The organism is Bradyrhizobium canariense (genome assembly GCF_019402665.1).
In the GTDB taxonomy this organism is placed as follows: domain Bacteria; phylum Pseudomonadota; class Alphaproteobacteria; order Rhizobiales; family Xanthobacteraceae; genus Bradyrhizobium; species Bradyrhizobium canariense.
The window spans coordinates 1-21642 of sequence record NZ_VSST01000052.1 but is presented as its reverse complement, the minus strand read 5'-3'; the positions used below and the strand labels follow the sequence as shown (position 1 = coordinate 21642).

Sequence of the window (21642 nt, the reverse complement as noted above, 5' to 3'; positions counted from 1 at the left end):
CAACTGGTGGCAGGAGACGGCGCCCGCAATACGCGCAGCTTTGCGATCGTCCTGATCGTGCACCTTGCCGTGCTCGTGCTCTGGCAGGTCCTGGTCGATGCCTTCCACGTGCCGAAGTTCATCCTGCCCTCGCCGCTCGCGACAATCCAGACGCTGGGAACCGCGAGCTACGCCTGGGGCGCCAATACGCTGGTGACGGCAATCGAGATCCTCGGCGGCTTTGCGCTCGGCGCATTCGTCGGCGTGGCGCTGGCCGTCATCTTCAGCTGGGCGCCGCTGATCAGCCTCGTGCTGCTGCCGCTGTTCGTGACGCTGAACATGATCCCGAAGGTCGCGCTCGGCCCGCTCCTCATCGTCTGGTTCTCCTACGGCATCGTGCCGAACATCCTGATCGCCTTCAGCATCTGCTTCTTCCCGATCCTGCTCACCACCGCGCGGGGCTTGCGCGAGGTCGAGCCGGATCTGCTCGACCTGGTCAAATCGCTGCGCGGCTCGCGCTGGACGCTGTTCCGCAAGATCCAGCTGCCGGGATCGCTGCCTTACATCTTCTCCGGCATGAAAGTCGGCGCCATCCTCGCGGTCGCCGGCGCCATCGTCGGCGAGTTCATCGCCTCCGAGCGCGGGCTCGGCTACCTCATGATCCAGGTGCAGTCATCGCTCGACACGCCCGCGATGGTGATGGCCGTCGTGCTGCTGACGCTGCTCGGCGTCGCGCTTTACGGCTTCGTGCTCGCCCTCGAACGCATATTCGTGGTCGGTGACGCAACACCGACCTGAAACGTCAAAGCCAAGACCAGGGACCACAACCATGCTCCTGACCCGCCAGACACTGCCGAAGACCATCCCTGATATCGCTGCGCTCGACGATCTCCTGTGCCGGCCGACCCAGGCATTGATCGACGACCTCGCCAGGGTCGAGGGCGACATCATGATCCTTGGCGTCGCCGGCAAGATGGGGCCGACGCTGGCGGGGCTTGCCAAAGCCGCAGCGCCCGATCGCCGCGTCATTGGCGTCGCCCGCTTCAGCGACGCCGGCGTCAAGGACTGGCTGCACGGGCGTGGCGTCGAGACCATCAATTGCGACCTGATGGACGAGACCGCGATTCAGACGCTGCCGAAGGCGCCCAATATCGTCTTCATGGCCGGCCGCAAATTCGGCGCGGAGGGCGATCTGTCGCTGACCTGGGCGATGAATGCGCACGTGCCGGCGCTGGTCGCGCAGGCCTTCCCCTCGTCGCGGATCGTGGCGTTCTCGACCGGCTGCATCTATCCCTTCGTCCCCGTCGACGGCAAAGGCTCGCGCGAGGACATGGCGCCGAACCCGCCCGGCGAATACGCCCAATCCTGCGTCGGCCGCGAGCGCATGTTCGAGTTTTTTTCGCGCAAATTCGGAACGCCCGGGCGGCTGTTCCGCCTCAATTACGCGATCGACATGCGCTATGGCGTGCTCCACGACATCGCATCGAAGGTGCTCACGGGCACGCCGATCGACGTCAGCATCGGTCATGTCAATTTCATCTGGCAGGGCGATGCCTCGTCCCAGGCGCTGCGCTGTCTCGCGCATTGCACGACGCCGACCTCGCCGATCAATGTCAGCGGCCACGAGATCTTGGCGGTACGCGACCTCGCAGCACGATTCGGCGCCAGGTTCGGCCGCGCGCCGGTGCTGACAGGAAACGAACAGCCGACGGCGTGGCTGACGGACACGTCCAAGGCCGTCGAGCTGTTCGGCCTGCCGGTCGTCGACACCGAGCAGCTGATCGCCTGGACCGCGGATTGGGTGTCCCGCGCCATGCCGAGCCTCGGCAAGCCCACCAAATACGAGGTGCGCGATGGACGCTACTGACGAGCCGGCCATCATCAAGCTCGGCGTCGACGATGCGATCGCCGGGCTCGTGCTGTCGACGGAAGCACGCTGGAACCAGACCGAGGAGGACTGGCGCATCTTCCTGCACGATGGAATCGTGTTCGGCATCCGTGACGGCAGACGGCTGGTGGCAACCGCGGCCCTGCTGCCCTACTCCAGCAAAAATGCCTGGATCAGCATGGTGCTGGTATCAGGCACCCATCGCCGCCGCGGCCTTGCAACGCGCCTCGTCGATGCCTGCCTGGAAACCGCCCGCAGGAACGGCCTGACGAGCTGGCTCGACGCAACGCCGGATGGTGCTGCCGTCTATGGGCCGCTCGGGTTCACGCCGACCCTGCAATTGCGCCGCCTCAAACTGGTGAAACCCGCGTCAACGTCCGGGCAGGCACCTTCATCCGCGACGCTCGACGCGCTCCGCATGCGTGACCGGCGCGCCACTGGTTTCGATCGAACCGCCCTGCTCTCCAACTTCGCTCGGCGTCCCGGCTCACGCATCGTCTCCGCGAACGGAGCCATCGCGCTGGTTCGCGACGGACGCACCGCGCGCCATATCGGCCCGCTATTTGCCGACAACACGGCAGCAGCGCTGACCCTGGTGGATGCCATCGCACGATCGGAAACCGGGCCGCTGCTGCTCGACGCCGTCGCGTCGCAAGCCGCGTTCCCTGACGGATTGACCGCGTCGGGCTGGAGCATCGAACGGCCGTTCCAGCGCATGCGGTTCGGCCCCGCCACAGCCGCGGGTGAGGACATGCCATTCGCCGTCGCCGGCCCTGAATTCGGATAGGACATCATGCACCACAGTCAGATCAACAGCGATATCCGCAAGCTGATCGCCGACGGCACCGTGCTGCCAGCGCATCCCCTCGCGCTCACCGCCGAACGCCAGCTCGACAAAACGCATCAGCGCGCGCTGACGCGCTATTACATCGACGCCGGCTCCGGCGGCCTTGCTGTCGGCGTGCACACCACGCAGTTCGCGATCCGCAATGTCGGCCTCTATCGTCCCGTGCTCGAGCTCGCCGCCGAGACCGCGGCGAACTGGACCAAGCGTCCGCTGGCGCTGGTCGCGGGCCTTGCCGGCCCGACCCAGCAGGCCACCGCTGAAGCCCGCACCGCGCGCGACATCGGCTACCACGCAGGGCTCCTCAGTCTCGCTGCGATGAAGAGCGCGTCCGAAGACGAGATCATCGCGCATTGCACAGCGGTCGCGGCCGAGATTCCGCTGGTCGGCTTCTATCTCCAGCCGGCCGTCGGCGGCGTGGTCCTGTCGAGCCGGTTCTGGCAGCGCTTTGCCGCGATCGACAATGTCATCGCGATCAAGATCGCGCCGTTCAACCGCTACAGGACCCTTGATGTTCTGCGCGGCGTCGCGGCGGCTGGCGCGCTCGACCGCGTTGCGCTCTATACCGGCAATGACGACCACATCCTGCTCGATTTGATGCTGCCGTTCGACCTCCGCGACAACGGCATCACCACGCGGACCTACTTCAAGGGGGGTCTGCTCGGCCATTGGTCGGTCTGGACGGCGAGCGCGATCAAGCAATTCGAGCGCTGCAAAGCGGCACGGCACAAGGACAGCGTCCCGGCCGAACTGCTCGCGCTCGATGCCCGCGTCACCGATTGCAACAGCGCCTTCTTCGACGTCGCCAACGATTTTCACGGCTGCATCGCCGGCTGCCATGAGGTGCTGCGACGGCAGGGCCTGATGCAGGGCCTGTGGTGCCTCGATCCTAACGAGGGCCTGAGCCCCGGCCAGAAGGACGAGATCGACCGCGTCGCTCGCGAGCATTCAGATCTCAGCGACGACGCCTTCGTGGCCGCAAACTTGAATAAATGGCTGGCATGAGCTCAAACCCCTTCATCAGCCTGCAAGGCGTCCGCAAGGTCTATCGTAGCGGCGGCGCCGAATTCCTGGCGGTGTCCGACGTCACCATGGACGTGCAGGAGGGTGAGCTTGTCTCGCTGGTCGGCCCGTCCGGCTGCGGCAAGACCACAGTGATGAAGATCTTGGCCGGCCTGCACGGCGCCGACGGCGGCACGGTGAAGATCGGCAATGCCAAAAGCCCGTTCGATCCGACCCGCGACATCGGCATGGTATTCCAGCAGGCGCTGCTGCTGAAATGGCGGACGATCCTGGACAATGTGTTGCTGCCGGCGGAGATCGTCGGCCTTCCCATGAGGGCCGCGCGCGAGCGGGCGCGCGATCTGCTCAATCTGGTGGGTCTTGCCGGTTACGAGCAGAAATATCCGCGAGAGCTGTCCGGCGGCATGCAGCAGCGTACCGCGATCGCGCGCGCCTTCATTCACGACCCGAAACTGATCCTGATGGACGAGCCGTTCGGCGCGCTCGACGCCTTGACGCGCGAGCAGATGAACCTGGAGATGCTGCGGATCTGGCGCGAGAGCGGCAAGACCATCATCTTCATCACGCACTCGATTCAGGAAGCCGTGTTCCTGTCCTCGCACTGCGCCGTGCTGACCGCCGGCCCGGCGAAGATGGCCGATTATTTTCCGATCGACCTGCCCTTCCCGCGTGATCTTCCGCTCAAGACCACGGACGCGTTCGGCGCCTATGCACGGCGCATTTACGAGAAGCTGGGTTTGGGCGCGGCTTAATTCACCGCACGATAGATGCTGTAGGGTGGGCAAAGCGAAGCGTGCCCACCATGGCGAGTCATGCAAGCAGTGGTGGGCACGGCGCAAGTGCGCCTTTGCCCACCCTACGGGAGTTTGCGCGATCAGGTCTTGTTGCGCATCTTGCCGAGCAGATAATTATCGTAAAAATTCTCCGCGATCTGCGTGTAGAACAGCAGCTCCTTCATATAGGCGTCGTGGCTTTCCTTGGTGCGCTTGAACAGGTCGCTCTTGGTGGCGAGCTCGTTCAGATGCTCCTGGGTCGCGGCGTAGCAGGCCTCCAGCACCGGCTGCGGAAACGCCTTCAGCTCCGCGCCATTGGCGATCAGCCGCTTCAGCGCCGCCGGATTCACGCTGTCGTATTTCTCGAGCATCCAGGCGCCCGCGGCCGACGCGGCCTGGTTGACGATCGCCTGGTACTGCTTCGGCAGCGACGCCCACTTTTCGTCGTTGACGATCATGTGCAACATGGCGCCGCCCTCCCACCAGCCCGGGAAGTAGTAGTATTTTGCGACCTTCTGGAAGCCGAGCTTTTCGTCGTCATAGGGGCCGACGAATTCGACCGCATCGATCGTGCCCTTCTCCAGCGCCGGATAGATGTCGCCGCCCGCGATCTGTTGCGGGACCACGCCGAGCCGCGCCAGCACATGGCCGCCCATGCCGGCGATGCGGAATTTCAGGCCCTTGAGATCGTCGACGGTCTTGATCTCCTTGCGGAACCAGCCGCCCATCTGGGTGCCGGAATTGCCGCAGAGGATCGCATGCGCCTTGAACGGCTTCAGCGCCTCGTTGGTGAGGTCGGCGCCGCCGCCGAAGTGCCACCAGGATTCCTGATGGCGATGGTTCATGCCGAACGGCGCGCCGGTCGCATAGGCCAGCGCCGGCTCCTTGCCGATGTAGAAATAGAGCGGGGTCTGCGCCATGTCGACAGAGGCTGTGCTGACGGCATCGAGCGCCTGCAGGCCCGGGACGAGCTCGCCGGCCGCAAAGGTCTGGATCTGGAATTTGTTGTCGGTGGCCTCGGCAACATATTTCGCAAAGGTCTGCGCAGTGCCGTAGATGGTGTCCAGCGACTTCGGGAAGCTGGAGGTCAGGCGCCATTTGATCTCGGGCGCGCCTTGCGCGATCGCAGGTGCGGCAACCAGCGTCGTCGCGCCGGCCATGGCGCCGCCCTTGAGGAACGTACGGCGTTTCATGATGGTCTCTCCCTGAACTATGTTTCAACGTCTCGGCTTGAGCGCGATCTTCGCGAGCTATTGCCGTTCCTATAGCGGAGTTCAAGTTGTGAGCGGTAGCCCGGATGGAGCGCAGCGCAATCCCGGGATCCCCCAAATATCTACCGCGTCACTCTCAGAGCAGCTTGGCGCTCACGAACAGCGCGCGCACGGCGTTGGTCGCCTGCACCACGAGCATGGCGTTCTCGGCGGCGCCTTCGAGCGCTGCGACCGCATCTTCATGCAAGGAGCGGAATTCCATCCACTCGACCGATTTGAAATTGGTGAGGAATTGATAGGCCTGGCCGACGGTCGCAATCGCCAGCGTGTCGCCGTTCAGCTTGATCTTGAACGTCGTGCGCAGCGGGGTCTCGGAACTTTGCGGATCACTCACTTTGCGGATCACTCATGGGCTGCTTCTGCACGATGACGGCTTAACGAAGGGAAAACGGCAGCCCCGCCGTGGCAGGCAAATATCAGGAGCAGATATCAGGACTCGGTGCTCGCGCGCTGCGAGGCGGTCGCCGATGGGCTCAACTTCGGCACCACGACCAGACGGTTGAACTCACCGTTGTCATAGGCCTTCATAAAACGATCGTAGTCCTTGATCGACACGCAGCCGTTGGAGTCGCCACGGGGCCCGAGCATGTAATTGTGGGTGAGCAGGCCGACGCGGCCGAGCGCGCTGGTGCCCTCGGTGGGGGTCAAGCGCAGCGCGCGGACGCCGTGAAACAGTTTTTCGCGGGGCTTCAGGTCGTAGGTCGCGGGCGGGGTCGCGCCAACCATGCGCTGGTCGACGTGCTCCGGGTCGTCCATCAGCGCGCCCATGCCTGAATGCGCTTCCAGCGCGAGGCCGCTCGGCAGGTAAAGCGCCTTGGCCGAGATGTCGTAGACCGCGGTGCGCGAATCGTAACCGAGCGCGGCGAGATCCGGCGCCTTGCCGAACAGGCCGCTGTCGGGCGTCAGCGAGGCCAGCCTGATCTTGTCGGTGAATTTTTCGAAGAAGTTGCGGTTGTCGACCCGGGGGTTGGTCTCCGCATAAGCCTGGCTCGAGGCGATCTGGGCGGAGATGTCGGCCTGGGGCGGGCGCGAGCGCGGCATCGGGATGGCGTCAGCACGCTGCGATTGTCTCGTCTCCTCGGACATATGCCGGTCGTCGTCGGTCAGAGTGGAGCGCCAGTCATCGCCCTGGAGCTTCTGGGCGAGCATCGCCTTGGCGTCGCGCAATTTGAGCTGGACTGCACTCACCGCGGAGCGCTCCAGCGTCCGCAGCCCAAGCTCGCGGGCGGGCGGATTGCCGGACGCCGAAGCGAAACGATCATCGAACGAAGGCGCATTGGCCGGCGGCAGTGCGGCGGTGACCAGCGAGGCCGGAGCGCCGATATCCGCGACCCAGGCGGCAGCGCCTAGTGCCAGCGCGACGGCGGCCAGAGACAGCAATATCGTCTCGGCTCGCCCAATACGGCGGCGCGACAATAGCCTCTCGGCTTGTGCCCGGTCGGAAACCATCAGCTCCCCAAAATCGACCCCCGGGGGGACCCACCCCCACCCGGAGACTCTATACCAGCTACCACATTGGGAGCCAAAAGTTAGGCATAATCGGGGCCGGCAGGCGTCTGGCAAGGCTCCGGCAAGCCATTCCGGGGTATCCCAAGGTATCTTATGACCGATCCGTTCGATCTAGAACGCTTTGTCCGGGCCCAGGACCCGGTCTATGGCGACGTTCAGGGGGAGCTGACCCGGGGCCGAAAGCAGAGCCACTGGATGTGGTTCGTCTTCCCGCAGGTCGCCGGCCTCGGCTTCAGCGCCATGTCGCAGCGCTACGCCATCGCCTCCCGCGCGGAGGCCAAGGCCTATCTCGCCCACCCCATCCTCGGTCCGCGCCTGATCGAATGCACCCGCCTCGTGCTTGCCGTCGAAGGCCGGACCATCAACGCGATCCTCGGCGCGCCCGATGATGCCAAATTCCGCTCGTCGATGACGCTGTTCGACGCGGTGTCCGACGAACCCGTTTTCGACCAGGCGCTCGCCCGGTATTTTTCGGGCAAGCGCGATCAGGCAACGCTCGATATCCTCGCGGTCCTCGACCGACAGCCCAAGTGACCGCGGCCACCAGCGTAAACCCGGGATTAACATCGCCTGCCTATTGTCCGTGCAAATTATTTCCCGCGCCAGTTGCCGGACAGACTCATGAAAATCGGTACGCTCCTGACCACCGCGATCGTCTCGCTCTCGACCGTGGGCGGCGGCCTCGCCGTCTACGTCGCCGTAACGAAATACCAGACGATGGAGCGAATCACCGAAGCCCAGGGGCGGCTGGCGACCGTCCGCGCCGTTAGCGACATCCCGCGCTACCTCAATCCCGAGCGCGGCTTTTCCACCAACATCCTCTATGGCCCTCCCGCCGTCGACCCGGCGCTGCTGGCCGAACAGGACAAGCTGCGCAAGCAGACCGATGCCGCCCGCGACATGATGAACGCGCTGCGCAAGGACCTGCCGGGCCCGTTCGACGACGGCAACACCACCGGCGGCAACATCGACGCCATCAATTCGAAATTCACGTCGCTGCGCGAGGCCATCGACAAGGCGATGTCGGGCCCGCCTGAGGCGCGCAAGGACGCCGCCAAGAAGATCGTCGCCGACAACGCCGTGCTCAACGCCAGCGTGACTGCGCTGCTCAACGAGCAGGTCCGCCGCATGGCGATCCTCAACGGCGACGCCTACCGGCAGGCCAGCTACGCCAACATCGCGATGACGTTGCGCGACGTCGGCGGCTTCAACTCCAGCCTGCACAAGAACCTCGTCGGGGGCAAGAAACCAGCGACCGATACCGAGAAGGCCGAGATCAGCCGCTCGCAGGGCCGCAACGATCAGATCGTGATGTCGCTGCTGGAGCTGCGCGGCAATCCCGCAACGCCGGCGAACATCGCCGCCGCACTGGAGAAATTCAACGCGATCTACATCGAAGAGTTCGGCCGCGAGCTCAAGCTGGTGAAGGAGGGTGCGGTCAGCGGCAAGTACGAACACGACATGGACACCTATTACACCGCCACGCAGCGCGGCCTCGGCACCATCATCGAGGTCCGCGACGCCTTCTACGACAACGCCGAGCACATTCTCGCCGGTGCCTCCACTGCGGCCCACACCAGCTTCACCATCGCTCTCGCGGGCCTTCTCGCCGTGCTGATCGCCAGCGCCGGCCTCATCGTCACGGTCCGCCGCCGCGTCTGCGCCCCGATCGTCAATCTGACAACGCGGATGTCGCGGCTTGCCGATGGCGAGGTCGCGGAAGAGATTCCCGGCGCCGAACGTTCCGATGAAATCGGCGCGATGGCTGCGGCCGTCCGGGTCTTCAAGGACAACATGATCCGGGCTGACAGCCTTGCGGCGGAGAAGCAGGCCGAAAACGACGGCAAGATGCGCCGCGCACAGGCGCTCGACGGGATCACCCGCGCGTTCGAAGCCAAGGTCACCGAGCTCGTCGGCGGCCTGTCGCGCGCGTCCTCCACCATGGAAAGCACGGCGCAGTCGATGACCTCGACGGCGGCCCAGACCAACAGCCAGGCCGCGGTCGTCGCCGCCGCCTCACAGCAGACATCGAGCAACGTGCAGACCGTCGCGAGCGCCACCGAAGAGCTGACCTCTTCGATCTCGGAGATCGGCCGTCAAGTGGCCCAATCCACCGAGATCGCCGCCCGCGCCGTCGACAACGCCCGCCGCACCGGCGACACCGCCCGTGCGCTGGCCGAGGGCGCGCAGAAGATCGGCGACGTCGTCACGCTGATCCAGAGCATCGCCGAGCAGACCAACTTGCTGGCGCTCAACGCGACCATCGAGGCTGCCCGCGCCGGCGACGCCGGCCGCGGCTTTGCGGTGGTTGCTGCCGAGGTGAAATCGCTCGCGGGCCAGACCGCCAAGGCCACCACCGAAATCTCCGAGCAGATTTCGGCGATCCAGGCCGCGAGCGACGAGACCGTCACCGCGATCCGCAACGTCGCTGACGTCATCGGCGAAATCGACCAGATCGGCACCGCGATTGCGGCCGCGATCGAGGAACAGGGCTCGGCGACCAAGGAGATCGCCCGCAGCGTCCAGGAGGCCGCGCGCGGCACCCAGGAGGTCAACACCAACATTTCAGGCGTGCAGCGCGCCGCCGACGATACCGGCACGGCCGCAAGAGAGGTGCTGGGCGCAGCCGAGCAGCTCTCGACCCAGTCGCGCGATCTCGCCGGACAGTTCGACCGCTTCCTCGGCGAGGTCAGGTCGGCGTAGCAACCAAATTCGTAGCCCGGATGGAGCGAAGCGTAATCCGGGAATCGTGCCGCAAACACCGACGGCACCGGATTGCGCTGCGCTCCATCAGGGCTACGGGACATCAATAAGGCGGCGCCTTGCGCGCCCGCTGCGCCTTGGCGGCCTCGATCCACCACGCGAGATCGTCGGCGAAGCGCGGGAACGAGCGTTCCAACGCCTTGCCGCCTTCGCCGATCGGTTCGCCCGCCTCCGACAGCGTCTGTGCGATCGGGCCGACGCCGATGGTGCTCGACACCACCACCATACCCATCTCCGACAGCGTGCCGTGCCAGGCGGTCGAGGCACGCGCGCCGGACAGGCGGCCGGCCGAGTAGCTCACGATCGCGGCCGGACGCCAGAACCACTCCTCGAGAAAGTGGTCGGTGAGATTTTTCAGGCCCGGCTGGATGCCCCAATTGTACTCGCCGGTGACGAAGACAAAGCCATCGGCGCCGCGGATCTCTCCGGCCAGCTTCTCCAGCGCCTCAGGTGCGGAGCCCTTGGGATATTCCTTGTACATACGATCGAGCATCGGCAGGCCGATCGCCTTGGCGTCGATGAACACGACGTCGTCGCCGCGACCGCGCAGGCGATCGATGACGAAATTCGCAAGGCGTATGCCCATGCGGTCGGAACGGTAGGAACCGTAGAGGACGAGGATGCGATTGCTCATGGCCGGTAGTATAGCACGGATCAGCAGGCCGGCCTCAACGTTTTGACGCGCTAGGTTCGCCGTCCGTGCTCGAGAGTTTGCGACGGTGTCTCGCCGAACCTGTCACGATAGCTTCTGGAGAAGTCGCCGAGATGCCAGAAGCCGAACGCCAGCGCGACGGCCTTGACGCTGTCGGCACCGGCGAGCAACCGCTGACGCACCAGCCACAGCCGCCGCAGACGTAGATAGCGGTGCAGGCTCATGCCGCGATAGCGGCGGACGACGTCGTGCATGGTGCGAACGGACAAGCCGAGCTTGCGCGCGATCTCGTCGCTGTAGATGGGCTGGGAGAGGTCGTCGGAAAGCAGCGCGCGGATGTCCTGAAAGACCTTGAAGTTGCGCTCGTCATTGGGGCGCAGGGTCCATCGCGCGGGACCCATACTTTGGAAAATTGCGTCCACAGTCCCCAGCAGGGTCTCCTTCATGGCGGCCGCCTTCAGCGGCACGTCGGGCGCATCGACCGGCTCCGAAGCGGCTGCCAGCACCTCCCGAACCACACCGCGGAGCCGGTTCAAGCCCGCGGCGGTCGTTTCGAAGATGTTGAAGCAGAGGGCTGCTTGTGGCCAGCCGCGATCCGTCACCTCCGGCCTGAACACCACCGAGCCGATTTGCCGCGGCACTTCCTCGATGGTGGTGTAGGTTGCGCCGCCGCTGCCGATGACGATGACGGGTCGTGTGCGCTGCGTGCCGTTGAATCGAACCGGCACGTCCAAATCGTCCATCGTGAATCCGATCGCGGTACAATTCTCGACGAGCTGTGCGTCGACGACCCGCGGAAATGCCCGCGTCAAATTCACGTCGCAGCCGGGCAGCGACAGAATGGTCTGCTCGGCCGAAATCCTCCGTACGAAAGGCGTGAACTCGAAGTTCAGGCCTCGTATGGCACTTCGAAATTCATCGACGTCGGTGAAACGAAACACCTTCGGCGCTAGCGTCGGCGCATCATCAGTTCTGTTCATGGCAAATGTGAAACTTCGCGTCGCAACACACGCGCGTCCGGCGACGATGCCGGCCCAACTTCCCCGTTCCGGTGTCCCTTAAGTCTGAAAGAATCACTTCGAACTATGTTGACCAGTTGGCGAGCGTCGAAGTCCAAGGACAAGCCGGCGCATCAAATCTCGCCAATTTTCGATAGCGTTTCCCGTGTGGCCAGCGGTGCACATATACCTAGACGAGCAAAATCAAAATTTCAAATTAACGTTTGTCGAGCGGAATAGAAGCAGTTCGATAGTCCAAATTAATTTTAGGTCAGGCCCCTGCCATGATGGCAAATTCGCCTGCTGATATTCTCGCTGAATTGGAAGAGACGGTCGCAACGTGCCCGGCGGAGCGTTGCGCACGCATTCTCTCCGGCATGGTGCAGTTGCTCACTGGTAGCCGCGGCCAGTGCCGGGAATTGCTCGTCAACGTGGTCGACGGTGTTCTGCTGCGATTGACGGAACGGGTCGAGACCAGCGCACTGGTTCAGCTCAGCATGGCGCTCGCCGAGCTTGACATCGCGCCTCCCGAAACATTGTGGCGTCTCGCCTCGCACGATAATCCGGACGTGGCATGTCCTGTGTTGCTCAAGTCGCGCGCACTTTCCGCGGCAGATCTCGAGGCTGTCATTGACTCCCGTGGCGAGTGGCATCGACGCGCGATCGCCGCCCGCAGCGACATCGCGCCGACCGTGACCGAAGCGTTGATCAAGCACGGCGGCCCGATCTGCCTTGCCCTGATCAAGAACCCGGGAACGAAATTCTCCGACGCAGCCTATGCAGCGCTGATTGCCATGGCCGACCAGGACGGCGAGATCGCGAAGGCGCTGGTGCTCCGGCCCGGCACGCCCGACCTGGTCGTGCGCAAGCTGCTCTCCGCCCCACCAGCCCGGAAGGCGCCGGCCACGCCCAACCCGCTCGCCGCGTCGCCGGTGCCGGAAACGGAGCCGGCTCCGCCAAAGCGGCCTTGCAGGGCCGACTACGCCAGCGCGAGGCCGGAGATTGTCGTCCTCAACCGCATCGGCAAGCTCAACGATTCCACGGTGAACCGTTTTGCGATCCGCGGCGAGACGGCCAACCTATTCACGGCGCTGTCGGTGCTTTCAGGGGCGCCGCTCGAAATCATCGAGCGTGTCGTGAGCGACGACGATTGCGAGGGGCTGGTCATGGCGTGCCGGGCCTCGCGGCTGAACTGGCAGACCACCCTTACCATCCTGAGCAACCGCAGCGGGAAAAGGCTCTCCTATGCCGGGCGCGAGCGCGCGCAACGGATCTTCGAGACGCTGCTTCTGTCCACCAGCCAATGGACAGTGCGATGGGGGGAAATAGCGGCAAGCGCCAACACGAGCGATCCGGCAAATCGCGGCGCGAAGATGGGGGTTAGCCGATGAAGTTCGACGGTCGCAAAGCGCAGCGCGTGAAAATGGATCACAAGCAGCCGGTCAATCTGATGGGCTCGGACGGCACGTGGCGGCGCAGCTGCGTTCTGCTCGACATATCGCAAAGCGGTGCGAAGATCGAAGTCGAGGGCACGCTCGACGTTCTGCGGGCCAAGGAATTCTTCCTGCTGCTGTCGTCGACGGGGCTCGCCTACCGGCGCTGCGAATTGGTCTGGATCGACGGCACCACCGCCGGCGTGCACTTCGTCACCGCAGACGGCAAGAGGAAACCGGCAGCCGCCGCGCAGACTGCCGCTCAGAGCAAATAGGCCCCAAGGATTCATCAGCCCATCCACTCAGCATAATTCAGGTCAACCGTGCAGAACGCGCGAATTATATCCCGCCGCGTCAAGGGCGACGGCGGCATCCGAGAGAAGGAAGCGGCACGCCCGTTCGTGCATGTGCTGGCTGATTCTTCAGACAAATTGTCGAGCGTCTGTTCGATGCTCGAGCAGCAGTTTGCCGTCGCAGGCGAACGGCTCGACGCGGAAGCCAAGCTGTCCCAGGTGCCGTTCGCGATCGTCATCCGTGCGGAATTGCATGATGTCCACACCATTGCGGCCATCAAGAAACGAGGCGTAAAGCTCGCGAAGGCAACCAAGCGCATCTTCCTGGTCGAGCACTCCTCTCACATGAGTATCTCGCAGGCCTACGCGCTCGGAGCCACGCTCGTCCTTCCCGGGACGATCGACAAGATCAAGCTGCTGGCAGCGCTGGTTGATCCCGCCGAAGAGGCGCCTGCTTCCTCAGGTCACGCGCCGCAGCCGGACAACGCCGTCGAGACCGCGGCGATTGCCATCGCGTCGATGTTTGCCTCGGTGACATCGGGGCAGCCGATTGACGTCAGCGGCGCCAGGGAAGCCGGCCGCCAGATCGCCGATCGCATCACCCAGCATGGCCTGTCGGAATGGCTCACGACGGTGCGGCGCCATCACGAGGGGACCTATCAGCATTGCCTCCTCGTCACCGGCGTCGCCATCGATTTCGGCCTGAGCCTTGGCGTCGGCAGGTCAGATCTGGAGCGGCTATACACGGCGGCCATGTTCCACGACATCGGCAAGGCCCGGATCCCGCTTGCCATCCTCGACAAGCCCGGCCGTCTCGATCCGGAGGAACGTGCCATGATCGAGACGCACCCGGTGGCGGGCTACGATTTTCTGAAAGACCACGACAATATCTCGCCGGAGATCCTCGATGCCGTGCGGCATCATCACGAATTTCTCGACGGCAGCGGCTACCCGGATGCGCTCTGCGCCGGGAACATCGGCGATATCGTGCGCATCCTGACGATCTCGGACATCTACGCTGCCCTGATCGAGCACCGGCACTACAAGCCAACGATGCCGCGGGCAGAGGCTTATAACATTCTCTGCGGAATGAGTGGAAAGCTGGAAAAGGCACTGCTGACCGCGTTCAGACAGGTCGCACTCACGAGATGAGCGCAGCAACCCGTCTCGACTCCAGCCTAGTGCGCGGCGCGGTGTCTGGTGCGGCGCGGAACGGTCCGGCAGGCCAGCCCTTCGGCCAGCAGCTTCATGTCCTCGTGCCGGCCGCTGCGGATCATCCGGCCGAACTCTTCGGGGGTGAAAGGAAGACTTGGATCATCATCGATCGGACGCCGCACTCGCGGGCCGAAGAACCGTCGAACCAGGCTAGCGAGCCGCCGCATGTCAATTCCCTCGCGCCAGCATCAAACCTTTCAGTCCGCACATTGTTCCTCCCGCACGATCGAGAATGCAAGAGGCCGCCAAGCGGTCCGCACCAAAAAAAATTCGGCGAGAGAATAATCTCCTCTGCCTGCGCTACTCGGCGAATCCGACGTAACGCACGAAATCGTCGTTGCCCTCGCGATCGGAGCGAACGGCGTTCGCGGCAAAGTTGTCGTCGGGATAGCCCATCGCGACGCAGGTCATGATCACCTCGTCCTCCGGAATGTTCGCGACCTCGCGCACGATGTCGGAACGCATGATGCCCTGCCCGTTAATCACCGAACCGAGACCGCGGTCCCAGGCCGCGAGCACGATGCCGTAGCAGAGCGCGCCCAGATCGAAATGGCAGACCGCGCCGGGATCGAGCACGCGGTCATAGGTCAAGACCAGCGAGACCGGCGCGTCGAACTGGCGGAAGCCGCGCAGCACCCAGTCCTGCCGCATCGGCTTGTCGTCGCGCGCGATCCCCATCGCGCCGAACAGTTTCTTGGCGACGTCGACTTGCCGCGTCCGGTGCACGCCCTGGTATTCGCCATGGCTGACGATGTCGCGCTTGACTTTGGCGCCGCCAACCATTTCCTCCATGTTGCGTCGGCGCAGCTGTTCCAGCGGCCCGCCTGTGAGCACGTGGACATGCCAAGGCTGGGTGTTCATCGACGACGGCGCACGTTTGGCACTGTCGATGATCGCCTCGATCACCGCGCGCGGCACCGGCTCGTTCCTGAAGCCGCGCACGCTGCGGCGCGACTGGACCAGCGTTTCGAATTCCACCTCAAGACCTCCCTGCCCGTTCATCCCATGGCATCGCAAACCCTGGCATGGCAACTGCGAGCCGTTGCCGATGCGGCGCGCCATATCTATGCTAACCCGCAAGCAAGACCAAGAACCCTGTGAGGATCCCAACATGGCCGCACCGCTCGATCCCGTCATCGCCCAGATCATTCCGCTGCTGCCGATGCGCGATGCCAAGACGATGACGCCACAGAGCGCACGCGATTCCTTGCGCGCACTGGCTGCCTCACGCGCGGCCATAGCGCCGCCGCCGGTGGACATCGTCGCGGATATCAAGGTGAAAGGCGGCGCCGGACCGCTCGATGCACGTATCTACCGGGTCGGCACCACGCCGGCGCCGACCGTGGTGTTTTTCCATGGCGGCGGCTGGGTCGCGGGCGACCTCGAGACTCACGACCGGCAGGCACGCAACCTTACGATCGAGACCGGCGCGGTCGTCGTCTCCGTCGACTACCGTCGCCCGCCCGAAACGCGCTTTCCCGGCGCGTTCGAGGACGCCTTTGCCGCGGTCAGCGACGTGTTTGGCCGCGTCGCGGAATTTGGCGCCGATGCAAAACGCCTCGGCGTTGCCGGCGACAGCGCCGGCGGCAATCTCGCCGCCACCACCGCGATCGCCTGCCGCGACGCCGGCATCAAGCTCGCCGCACAACTCCTGGTCTACCCAGTAACCGACGTCCTCGGGAGTTATGCGGACGCGCGCGAGAACGCACACTTCCCTTCGCGCGCCGAGAATGCCGAAGGCTACTTCCTCTCACGCGCCGTGATGGAGTGGTTCTGCGGCCATTATCTCGCCGATCCCTTGCATGCGACCGACTGGCGCGTATCACCGCTGCGCGCGGCTTCGCTCGCCGGCGTCGCGCCCGCGATCGTGACCACCGCCTGGTTCGATCCCCTCCGCGACGAGGGCACAGCCTATGCACGCGCGCTGGAAGCCGCCGGTGTGCCGGTGAAGCATCATGAAGGCCCCGGCCTGATCCACGGCTATTTCGGCCTCGGCGACGCCTCCGCAGTGGCGCGAGCCGAAGCACAGCGCGCACGCGCGGACTTCAAGGCGCTTCTCGCGCGCGGCGCCTGAGGGCGACGCCCGGAGCGGCAGGATCGGCTGCCGCGCCGGCCAGCGCTCAGGCTTTGGCTGCGGGCACCTCGAAGAAGCCCGTCGCCTGAACGAGGCGGCCATCGTCGCCGAAGCGGCCAAAACTCTCGCCCGTGACGAACACGCGACCGGCGCCGTCGTACATCGTCCAGCGAAAAAGCCCCTGATCATGGTGCTCGAGGAAGCTGTCATTCCTGAAATGCGCGCCGGGAAACTTGAGCTGGGTTTGACCGATGCGCGCCATCAAGGCGTCGCGTCCCTCAATCTGCGAGCCCGGATCGGTATACACGCAGTCCGCGGCCACGCTTTGCTCAAGCAGCCGACGCCGCTCGTCGTCATCGATGGGTCCCCACGCCGCCTGATAGGTGTTCCAGATCTTCAGTCGCGCTTCATCGCTCATCTCGCAGAACCTCTCGTGGCCTCATGCCGCTTCCGTCAAATTGACAATTATTAATATCTTGTCAATATGACCCGACGTTCAATTCCAACGCTTGTAAGGCTCATGGCTCGTTCCAGCATTTCGAAAGAGGCGCTTGCCGTCGAGGCTGCAACGGAGGTGTTCTCCCGCTACGGCCATGCCCGCACGACGATGGGCGACGTCGCCGCCAAGGCGGGAATGTCGCGGCCGGCGCTCTATTTGCTCTTCCCCGACAAGGATGCCGTGTTCGCGGCGGTGATCCAGCGAATGGACGAGCAGAAGCATCGGGAGATCAGGGCCGCAATCGCGCGCCTCGACGGCCTTCACGCCAAGCTGCTCCACGCCTGCAAATCCTGGGGATCGCATGGCTTCGACCTGATCGAGGCGCATCCCGATTCGGCAGATCTGTTCGACCTCCGTTTCCCCGCAGTTCGGAAGGTCTACGACAACTTCCAGTGTCTGGTCGCCGACCTCATCCGCGATCAGGTGAAGGCCGCCGGGATAGCGATCGAGCCGGAGGTGCTGGCGCGATGCCTGGTGTTCGGCATGCGGGGACTGCGCGAAACCGCCAGGAACGGCAAGGAGATGCGGCGGCTGATCGCCGTTCAGGTCACCATGCTCGTCAGAAGCATCGATGACGGCAGTTGAGCTGCGAAGAGCCGCCTATCGCGGCCTCCCCGCCCGTTGCGCGTTGGTGTGCCCCCACGTTTGGTCCCAATCTTGACCGGCGGCATCGACGACGCGGCCGTCGGCTTCGAAGAACTTGTTCGGCACCTGGAAGATCGCCAGGATCAGGGCGCCCTCCGGGCACCAGGCCGCATGCCGGCTGCCCGCCTCGCGCCAGATGAATTCGCCGGCCTTGCAGGCAATCCCCTTGGCCGGTCCCTGGTTGTCGACGAGAGCGCCCTCTATGACATAACTCTGCTCGACGCCGACATGCTCGTGATCGGGCAGCACCGATCCCGGCGCAAAGCGCATCAAGGCCGTCATCAGACCGCTGCTGCGATCGAACAGCAGCGTCTTGGCCTCGCAGCCGGGAAAGCGCGTCTTCTGCCATTCCATGTCTTGTGGCCGAACCAGGTGAGAATGCCGGTCAGAAGCGGCATCCGGCATGTTCGCAATCAGGGTCTCCATCACGATCTCCCTTCGGCTAAACTCGCCCGAAGCTAGCAGGATCGCCCGTCCCGGTCAGCGAGCAGTGCAGCAGACCGTGGGCCCCGTCGAACCCGCGTTCGAAAAATCGCCAGGAAGACCGGACGGCAGGCGCTCATCCAGCTTGATTGCGCCACGATTCCCGGCTCCAATCCGCGTGCCATTTCTGGTTTAGGGAGACAATCATGATGAAGCGGATTTTCCTGGCTGCGATCGTTGCCACGTTTGCAGCGGGTTCGGCCTTCGCGGAGGACACCTGCGAAAGCAAGGCCGTCGGCAAGGACGGCAAGGCCCTGGCTGGCGCCGCCAAGACCTCGTTCATGAAGAAGTGCAAAGCCGAAGCCTGCGCGCCCAAGGCCGTCAGCGCCGAGGGCAAGCCGCTCGCCGGCGCCGCCAAGAACAGCTTTATGAAGAAGTGCGAGATGGGCGCGTAAGGCGCCGCGAATTCGCTGCTGCTTTAGCGAGCAATCGCCAGACGAACTGCCACATGGCCGGGCTTGTCCCGGCCATTCGCGTGTGTGTTTGCGTGTGCCGGCTTCCAGACCAAATCATCCGAAAGCGTCGCCCTAGACAGGAGCTCTCGACTGACCGATCATGTGGTGCTGAGCGAAGCGGGGCGCATCGACAAGGCTTTCTAGGAAAGGGACGTCAAGATGTGGCAACCTCGAGTGCGTCATCACTTCATCGCGGCAATGAGCATGCTCTTCGCGCTGCTCATCGGACTTGAAGCCGCGAACGCGCGGGGCCCGGGACTGCCCAACGTCATGGTGCTCGCAACCGGCGGCACGATCGCCGGCAGCGGGGCGAGCAGCACCACCGTGGTCGGTTACACCGCAGCCACGGTGGGCATAGAGACCCTCCTGAATGCCGTCCCCGAACTGAAAACGGTGGCCAACGTCAAGGGCGAGCAGGTTTTCCAGATCGCCAGCGAGAACATGAACAATGACTACTGGCTGAAGCTTGCCAAGCGCGTCAACACGCTGCTCGCGCAGGACGACGTCGACGGCATCGTGATCACGCACGGGACCGACACGATCGAGGAAACCAGCTATTTTCTGGACCTCGTCGTCAAGAGCAAGAAGCCCGTCGTCGTCGTCGGCGCAATGCGACCGTCGACGGCGATCAGCGCGGATGGGCCGATCAACCTCTTTAATGCGGTGATCCTCGCGGGCAGTGACGAGGCCGTCGGCAAGGGCGTGCTGGTTGCTCTTAACGATCAGATCAACGCGGCTCGCGATGTCACCAAGAACAACACCTCGACGGCAGACACCTTCCGTACACCGGAACTCGGCTTTCTCGGCTACATGCAGGGCAACAAGCCGTACTTCTATCGTCAATCGACGCGCCGCCACACGGCGGACTCCGAATTTGACGTCTCCAGCCTCGATGTCCTGCCGCAAGTCGATATCGTCTACGGCTATGCCAACATGAACCGGGTCGCGATCGACGCTTTTGTCGGCGCCGGAGCCAAGGGGATCGTGCATGCCGGCGTCGGCGACGGCAGCCTGGCCAGGCCCGCGGTCGAGCCAGCTCTCGACGAGGCCCGCAAGAAGGGTGTCGTGATCGTTCGCAGCAGCCGTGTCGGGAACGGCATCGTCGCACGCAATGGCGAGGCCAAGGACGACGAACACGACTTCGTCGTTTCGGATACGCTCAACCCTCAAAAGGCGCGCATTCTGCTGATGCTGGCGCTGACAAAGACGACCGACACGAAGGAAATCCAGCGGATGTTCTACACTTATTAGGGCGTCCGACCTGCGGTCGCTCTACTCCCGCTTGAACCGGTAGTCAAAGGCGGCGCCGCGCGGCTTGATCAGGCCGACGGTCGGCGCCGGAAAATGGACAGGCAGGATCAGCGTGTCGGTGTCCGCGACGGAAGCAAAGAACTTTCGCCGCGACACCGCCGACTGCTTCGGATCCCAATCCGGTCTGGCCGACCAGTCCGGCTCGCGGCACTGGATCTGATGATGCATGAGGTCGCCGGCGACCACCGCGCGGCGCCCCTTCGAGAAGATGTTCACGCAGCAATGGCAGGGCGAATGCCCCGGCGTCGGCGTCAGCGTGACGGTGTCGTCGAGCGCGTAATCGTCATCCACCAGGAGCGCCTGGCCTGCCTCGACGATCGGCAGGCAATTGTCGCGAAACACGGTGCCGGGCGGGTTGCAGCCCTTGGCATGCTCGGCCTCCCAGGCCGCATATTCACCCTTGTGGAAGACGTATTTCGCATTCGGGAACGTCGGCACCCAACGACCGTCGCGCAAGCTCGTATTCCAGCCGGTGTGGTCGATGTGAAGGTGCGTGCAGAACACGTAGTCGATCTGCTCAAAGCCGATGCCGAGCGCGAACAGCTCGTTGCGCCAGCGCGCCTTGCCCGGAAAATCGAACGGCGGCGGATGGCCCTTGTCCTCGCCGGTGCAGGTATCGACCAGGATGGTATAGCGCGGCGTGCGCACCACGAAGGTCTGATAGGTGATCACCATCATGCCGCGCGCGGCGTCGAACACCTCCGGCTCCATCGTCGGCAAATGCCGCTTGAATACGCCCTCGTCATAGGCCGGGAAAAAATCCTGCGGCCGCCGCCACGGGCCCTCCCGCTCGATCACCGCGTCGATGGTGATGTCGCCGAACCTGACCTGCTTCACGCGCGTTTCGCTCCCTTTTTTGAAAGAGCGTAGCGAGAGCCCCTGAAACGCGCAAGCAAGCGAATGGATTGCAAATCTCTCGATCTGGTTGTAGCCCGGATGGAGCGAAGCGTAATCCGGGAAGGTGCCCGCGTGGTTCGCTACCGGCGCAACTTCGTCCCTGGCGGGACCTTCTTCTTCACGGTGGCGCGGGATGATCGAAGATCATCCGCGTTGGTCGATCATGTTGACAAACTGCGCGACGCATTTCGTATGACGCGCGCCGACAGGCCGTTCACGATCGATGCAATCGTGGTCTTGCCGGACCACCTGCATGTCATCATGACGATGCCCGACGCAGACTCCGACTTCTCCGGCCGGTGGCGGCGCATCAAGAGTGTCTTCACGCATCAACTCGCCACTTCAGGTGCCGCCATCTCCCGCAATCGTCGTGGCGAGTTCTCTCTGTGGCAACGGCGGTTTTGGGAGCACACCATTCGCGATGACGCGGATTTTGAACGATGCACGAATTACATTCACTACAATCCAGTCAAGCACGGGTACGTCTCTTCGCCGGCAGACTGGCCGCATTCATCGCTCCACCGCTACGTCCGCGAAGGCCTGCTTCCGCTCGATTGGGGAGGATCTGGAGGGGTTGTTGGTACCTTCGGCGAACGCGAAGACTGACCCGGATTGCGCTTCGCTCCATCCGGGCTAC

General features: G+C 64.1%; 25 protein-coding genes. 15 read left to right on the top strand and 10 right to left on the bottom strand.

What is annotated here, in order from left to right; all coding sequences use genetic code 11:
• The first annotated feature begins 6 nt into the window (after positions 1-6).
• Genes FXB41_RS27035 through FXB41_RS27015 form a run of 5 tightly spaced genes read left to right on the top strand, consistent with a single transcriptional unit; the run spans position 7 to position 4486 of the window.
• On the top strand, positions 7-777 hold the full coding sequence (locus tag FXB41_RS27035) for an ABC transporter permease (protein WP_035994923.1): 771 nt from the start codon (positions 7-9) through the stop codon (positions 775-777).
• A gap of 31 nt (positions 778-808) precedes the next feature.
• Positions 809-1846, top strand: coding sequence for an NAD-dependent epimerase/dehydratase family protein (locus FXB41_RS27030; RefSeq protein ID WP_007591746.1), 1038 nt, complete (start codon positions 809-811; stop codon positions 1844-1846).
• Entirely contained in the window at positions 1833-2654 is an 822-nt protein-coding gene (locus tag FXB41_RS27025) for a GNAT family N-acetyltransferase (RefSeq protein WP_007591748.1), read from the top strand. The genes FXB41_RS27030 and FXB41_RS27025 overlap by 14 nt, the downstream gene beginning before the upstream one ends.
• Positions 2655-2660: 6 nt before the next feature.
• Entirely contained in the window at positions 2661-3716 is a 1056-nt protein-coding gene (locus tag FXB41_RS27020; RefSeq protein ID WP_219683904.1) for a dihydrodipicolinate synthase family protein, read from the top strand.
• Positions 3704-4486, top strand: a complete 783-nt coding sequence (locus FXB41_RS27015; RefSeq protein WP_219683903.1) for an ABC transporter ATP-binding protein — start codon at positions 3704-3706, stop codon at positions 4484-4486. Before FXB41_RS27020 ends, FXB41_RS27015 begins: the two co-directional genes overlap by 13 nt.
• 122 nt (positions 4487-4608) lie before the next feature.
• Here FXB41_RS27015 and FXB41_RS27010 read toward each other — a convergent pair whose 3' ends face one another.
• The 3 genes from FXB41_RS27010 to FXB41_RS27000 form a co-directional block, all read right to left on the bottom strand.
• Complete coding sequence (locus FXB41_RS27010; RefSeq protein ID WP_219683902.1) at positions 4609-5700, bottom strand: TRAP transporter substrate-binding protein; 1092 nt, start codon at positions 5698-5700, stop codon at positions 4609-4611.
• Positions 5701-5854: 154 nt separating this feature from the next.
• Entirely contained in the window at positions 5855-6112 is a 258-nt protein-coding gene (locus FXB41_RS27005) for a hypothetical protein (protein ID WP_007609546.1), read from the bottom strand.
• A 95-nt stretch (positions 6113-6207) separates the two neighbouring features.
• Positions 6208-7158, bottom strand: a complete 951-nt coding sequence (locus FXB41_RS27000; protein ID WP_219683901.1) for a DUF2778 domain-containing protein — start codon at positions 7156-7158, stop codon at positions 6208-6210.
• Positions 7159-7380: 222 nt separating this feature from the next.
• On the opposite strand from FXB41_RS27000, the gene FXB41_RS26995 reads away from it, so the two are divergent.
• Both FXB41_RS26995 and FXB41_RS26990 read left to right on the top strand, forming a co-directional pair.
• The gene (locus tag FXB41_RS26995; protein WP_007591762.1) at positions 7381-7821 is read left to right on the top strand and encodes a DUF1810 domain-containing protein; all 441 of its coding nucleotides are present in this window, start codon (positions 7381-7383) and stop codon (positions 7819-7821) included.
• Positions 7822-7908: 87 nt separating this feature from the next.
• Positions 7909-9990 carry a methyl-accepting chemotaxis protein gene (locus tag FXB41_RS26990; RefSeq protein ID WP_219683900.1) on the top strand — a complete coding sequence of 694 codons (2082 nt, stop codon included), beginning with the start codon at positions 7909-7911 and terminating at the stop codon, positions 9988-9990.
• A 103-nt stretch (positions 9991-10093) separates the two neighbouring features.
• On the opposite strand, the gene FXB41_RS26985 is transcribed toward FXB41_RS26990, so the two are convergent.
• Complete coding sequence (locus FXB41_RS26985) at positions 10094-10684, bottom strand: NADPH-dependent FMN reductase (RefSeq protein ID WP_007591764.1); 591 nt, start codon at positions 10682-10684, stop codon at positions 10094-10096.
• Between the two features lie 50 nt (positions 10685-10734).
• Positions 10735-11682 carry an AraC family transcriptional regulator gene (locus FXB41_RS26980; protein WP_219683899.1) on the bottom strand — a complete coding sequence of 316 codons (948 nt, stop codon included), beginning with the start codon at positions 11680-11682 and terminating at the stop codon, positions 10735-10737.
• 302 nt (positions 11683-11984) lie between these two features.
• On the opposite strand from FXB41_RS26980, the gene FXB41_RS26975 reads away from it, so the two are divergent.
• From FXB41_RS26975 to FXB41_RS26965, 3 genes are read left to right on the top strand one after another with little or no spacing between them, the layout of a single operon-like run.
• Positions 11985-13091, top strand: coding sequence for a DUF2336 domain-containing protein (locus tag FXB41_RS26975; protein WP_007591766.1), 1107 nt, complete (start codon positions 11985-11987; stop codon positions 13089-13091).
• On the top strand, positions 13088-13408 hold the full coding sequence (locus FXB41_RS26970) for a PilZ domain-containing protein (RefSeq protein ID WP_007591767.1): 321 nt from the start codon (positions 13088-13090) through the stop codon (positions 13406-13408). Before FXB41_RS26975 ends, FXB41_RS26970 begins: the two co-directional genes overlap by 4 nt.
• Before the next feature lie 48 nt (positions 13409-13456).
• On the top strand, positions 13457-14578 hold the full coding sequence (locus FXB41_RS26965) for an HD-GYP domain-containing protein (protein ID WP_219683898.1): 1122 nt from the start codon (positions 13457-13459) through the stop codon (positions 14576-14578).
• A 26-nt stretch (positions 14579-14604) separates the two neighbouring features.
• Here FXB41_RS26965 and FXB41_RS26960 read toward each other — a convergent pair whose 3' ends face one another.
• Complete coding sequence (locus FXB41_RS26960; protein WP_007591770.1) at positions 14605-14808, bottom strand: hypothetical protein; 204 nt, start codon at positions 14806-14808, stop codon at positions 14605-14607.
• A gap of 133 nt (positions 14809-14941) precedes the next feature.
• Entirely contained in the window at positions 14942-15619 is a 678-nt protein-coding gene (locus FXB41_RS26955; RefSeq protein WP_219683897.1) for a nitroreductase, read from the bottom strand.
• Between the two features lie 133 nt (positions 15620-15752).
• On the opposite strand from FXB41_RS26955, the gene FXB41_RS26950 reads away from it, so the two are divergent.
• Positions 15753-16715 carry an alpha/beta hydrolase gene (locus FXB41_RS26950; RefSeq protein WP_219683896.1) on the top strand — a complete coding sequence of 321 codons (963 nt, stop codon included), beginning with the start codon at positions 15753-15755 and terminating at the stop codon, positions 16713-16715.
• 46 nt (positions 16716-16761) lie between these two features.
• On the opposite strand, the gene FXB41_RS26945 is transcribed toward FXB41_RS26950, so the two are convergent.
• Positions 16762-17133: a nuclear transport factor 2 family protein gene (locus FXB41_RS26945; protein WP_219683895.1), complete on the bottom strand. Its 372-nt coding sequence runs from the start codon at positions 17131-17133 to the stop codon at positions 16762-16764.
• 102 nt (positions 17134-17235) lie between these two features.
• Between FXB41_RS26945 and FXB41_RS26940 the strand changes: the two genes are divergently transcribed.
• Positions 17236-17799, top strand: coding sequence for a TetR/AcrR family transcriptional regulator (locus FXB41_RS26940; RefSeq protein WP_007591783.1), 564 nt, complete (start codon positions 17236-17238; stop codon positions 17797-17799).
• 15 nt (positions 17800-17814) lie between these two features.
• On the opposite strand, the gene FXB41_RS26935 is transcribed toward FXB41_RS26940, so the two are convergent.
• The gene (locus FXB41_RS26935) at positions 17815-18285 is read right to left on the bottom strand and encodes a cupin domain-containing protein (protein WP_007591784.1); all 471 of its coding nucleotides are present in this window, start codon (positions 18283-18285) and stop codon (positions 17815-17817) included.
• Positions 18286-18488: 203 nt separating this feature from the next.
• Between FXB41_RS26935 and FXB41_RS26930 the strand changes: the two genes are divergently transcribed.
• Positions 18489-18737, top strand: coding sequence for a hypothetical protein (locus FXB41_RS26930; protein WP_007591786.1), 249 nt, complete (start codon positions 18489-18491; stop codon positions 18735-18737).
• A gap of 219 nt (positions 18738-18956) precedes the next feature.
• Complete coding sequence (locus tag FXB41_RS26925; RefSeq protein WP_219683894.1) at positions 18957-20048, top strand: type II asparaginase; 1092 nt, start codon at positions 18957-18959, stop codon at positions 20046-20048.
• Positions 20049-20069: 21 nt separating this feature from the next.
• On the opposite strand, the gene FXB41_RS26920 is transcribed toward FXB41_RS26925, so the two are convergent.
• Positions 20070-20945: an MBL fold metallo-hydrolase gene (locus FXB41_RS26920; protein ID WP_219683893.1), complete on the bottom strand. Its 876-nt coding sequence runs from the start codon at positions 20943-20945 to the stop codon at positions 20070-20072.
• Positions 20946-21077: 132 nt separating this feature from the next.
• Here FXB41_RS26920 and FXB41_RS26915 point away from each other — a divergent pair, with 132 nt between their 5' ends.
• The gene (locus tag FXB41_RS26915; RefSeq protein ID WP_219683892.1) at positions 21078-21611 is read left to right on the top strand and encodes an REP-associated tyrosine transposase; all 534 of its coding nucleotides are present in this window, start codon (positions 21078-21080) and stop codon (positions 21609-21611) included.
• Positions 21612-21642 lie beyond the last annotated feature (31 nt).

Bases quoted from the DNA above. Each gene is read 5' to 3' on its own strand.
- FXB41_RS27030 (WP_007591746.1), top strand. From the start codon at position 809: ATGCTCCTGACCCGCCAGACACTGCCGAAGACCATCCCTGATATCGCT.
- FXB41_RS27025 (WP_007591748.1), top strand. From the start codon at position 1,833: ATGGACGCTACTGACGAGCCGGCCATCATCAAGCTCGGCGTCGACGAT.
- FXB41_RS27020 (WP_219683904.1), top strand. From the start codon at position 2,661: ATGCACCACAGTCAGATCAACAGCGATATCCGCAAGCTGATCGCCGAC.
- FXB41_RS27015 (WP_219683903.1), top strand. From the start codon at position 3,704: ATGGCTGGCATGAGCTCAAACCCCTTCATCAGCCTGCAAGGCGTCCGC.
- FXB41_RS27010 (WP_219683902.1), bottom strand. From the start codon at position 5,700: ATGAAACGCCGTACGTTCCTCAAGGGCGGCGCCATGGCCGGCGCGACG.
- FXB41_RS26995 (WP_007591762.1), top strand. From the start codon at position 7,381: ATGACCGATCCGTTCGATCTAGAACGCTTTGTCCGGGCCCAGGACCCG.
- FXB41_RS26990 (WP_219683900.1), top strand. From the start codon at position 7,909: ATGAAAATCGGTACGCTCCTGACCACCGCGATCGTCTCGCTCTCGACC.
- FXB41_RS26985 (WP_007591764.1), bottom strand. From the start codon at position 10,684: ATGAGCAATCGCATCCTCGTCCTCTACGGTTCCTACCGTTCCGACCGC.
- FXB41_RS26980 (WP_219683899.1), bottom strand. From the start codon at position 11,682: ATGAACAGAACTGATGATGCGCCGACGCTAGCGCCGAAGGTGTTTCGT.
- FXB41_RS26975 (WP_007591766.1), top strand. From the start codon at position 11,985: ATGATGGCAAATTCGCCTGCTGATATTCTCGCTGAATTGGAAGAGACG.
- FXB41_RS26970 (WP_007591767.1), top strand. From the start codon at position 13,088: ATGAAGTTCGACGGTCGCAAAGCGCAGCGCGTGAAAATGGATCACAAG.
- FXB41_RS26960 (WP_007591770.1), bottom strand. From the start codon at position 14,808: ATGCGGCGGCTCGCTAGCCTGGTTCGACGGTTCTTCGGCCCGCGAGTG.
- FXB41_RS26950 (WP_219683896.1), top strand. From the start codon at position 15,753: ATGGCCGCACCGCTCGATCCCGTCATCGCCCAGATCATTCCGCTGCTG.
- FXB41_RS26945 (WP_219683895.1), bottom strand. From the start codon at position 17,133: ATGAGCGATGAAGCGCGACTGAAGATCTGGAACACCTATCAGGCGGCG.
- FXB41_RS26940 (WP_007591783.1), top strand. From the start codon at position 17,236: ATGGCTCGTTCCAGCATTTCGAAAGAGGCGCTTGCCGTCGAGGCTGCA.
- FXB41_RS26935 (WP_007591784.1), bottom strand. From the start codon at position 18,285: ATGGAGACCCTGATTGCGAACATGCCGGATGCCGCTTCTGACCGGCAT.
- FXB41_RS26930 (WP_007591786.1), top strand. From the start codon at position 18,489: ATGATGAAGCGGATTTTCCTGGCTGCGATCGTTGCCACGTTTGCAGCG.
- FXB41_RS26925 (WP_219683894.1), top strand. From the start codon at position 18,957: ATGTGGCAACCTCGAGTGCGTCATCACTTCATCGCGGCAATGAGCATG.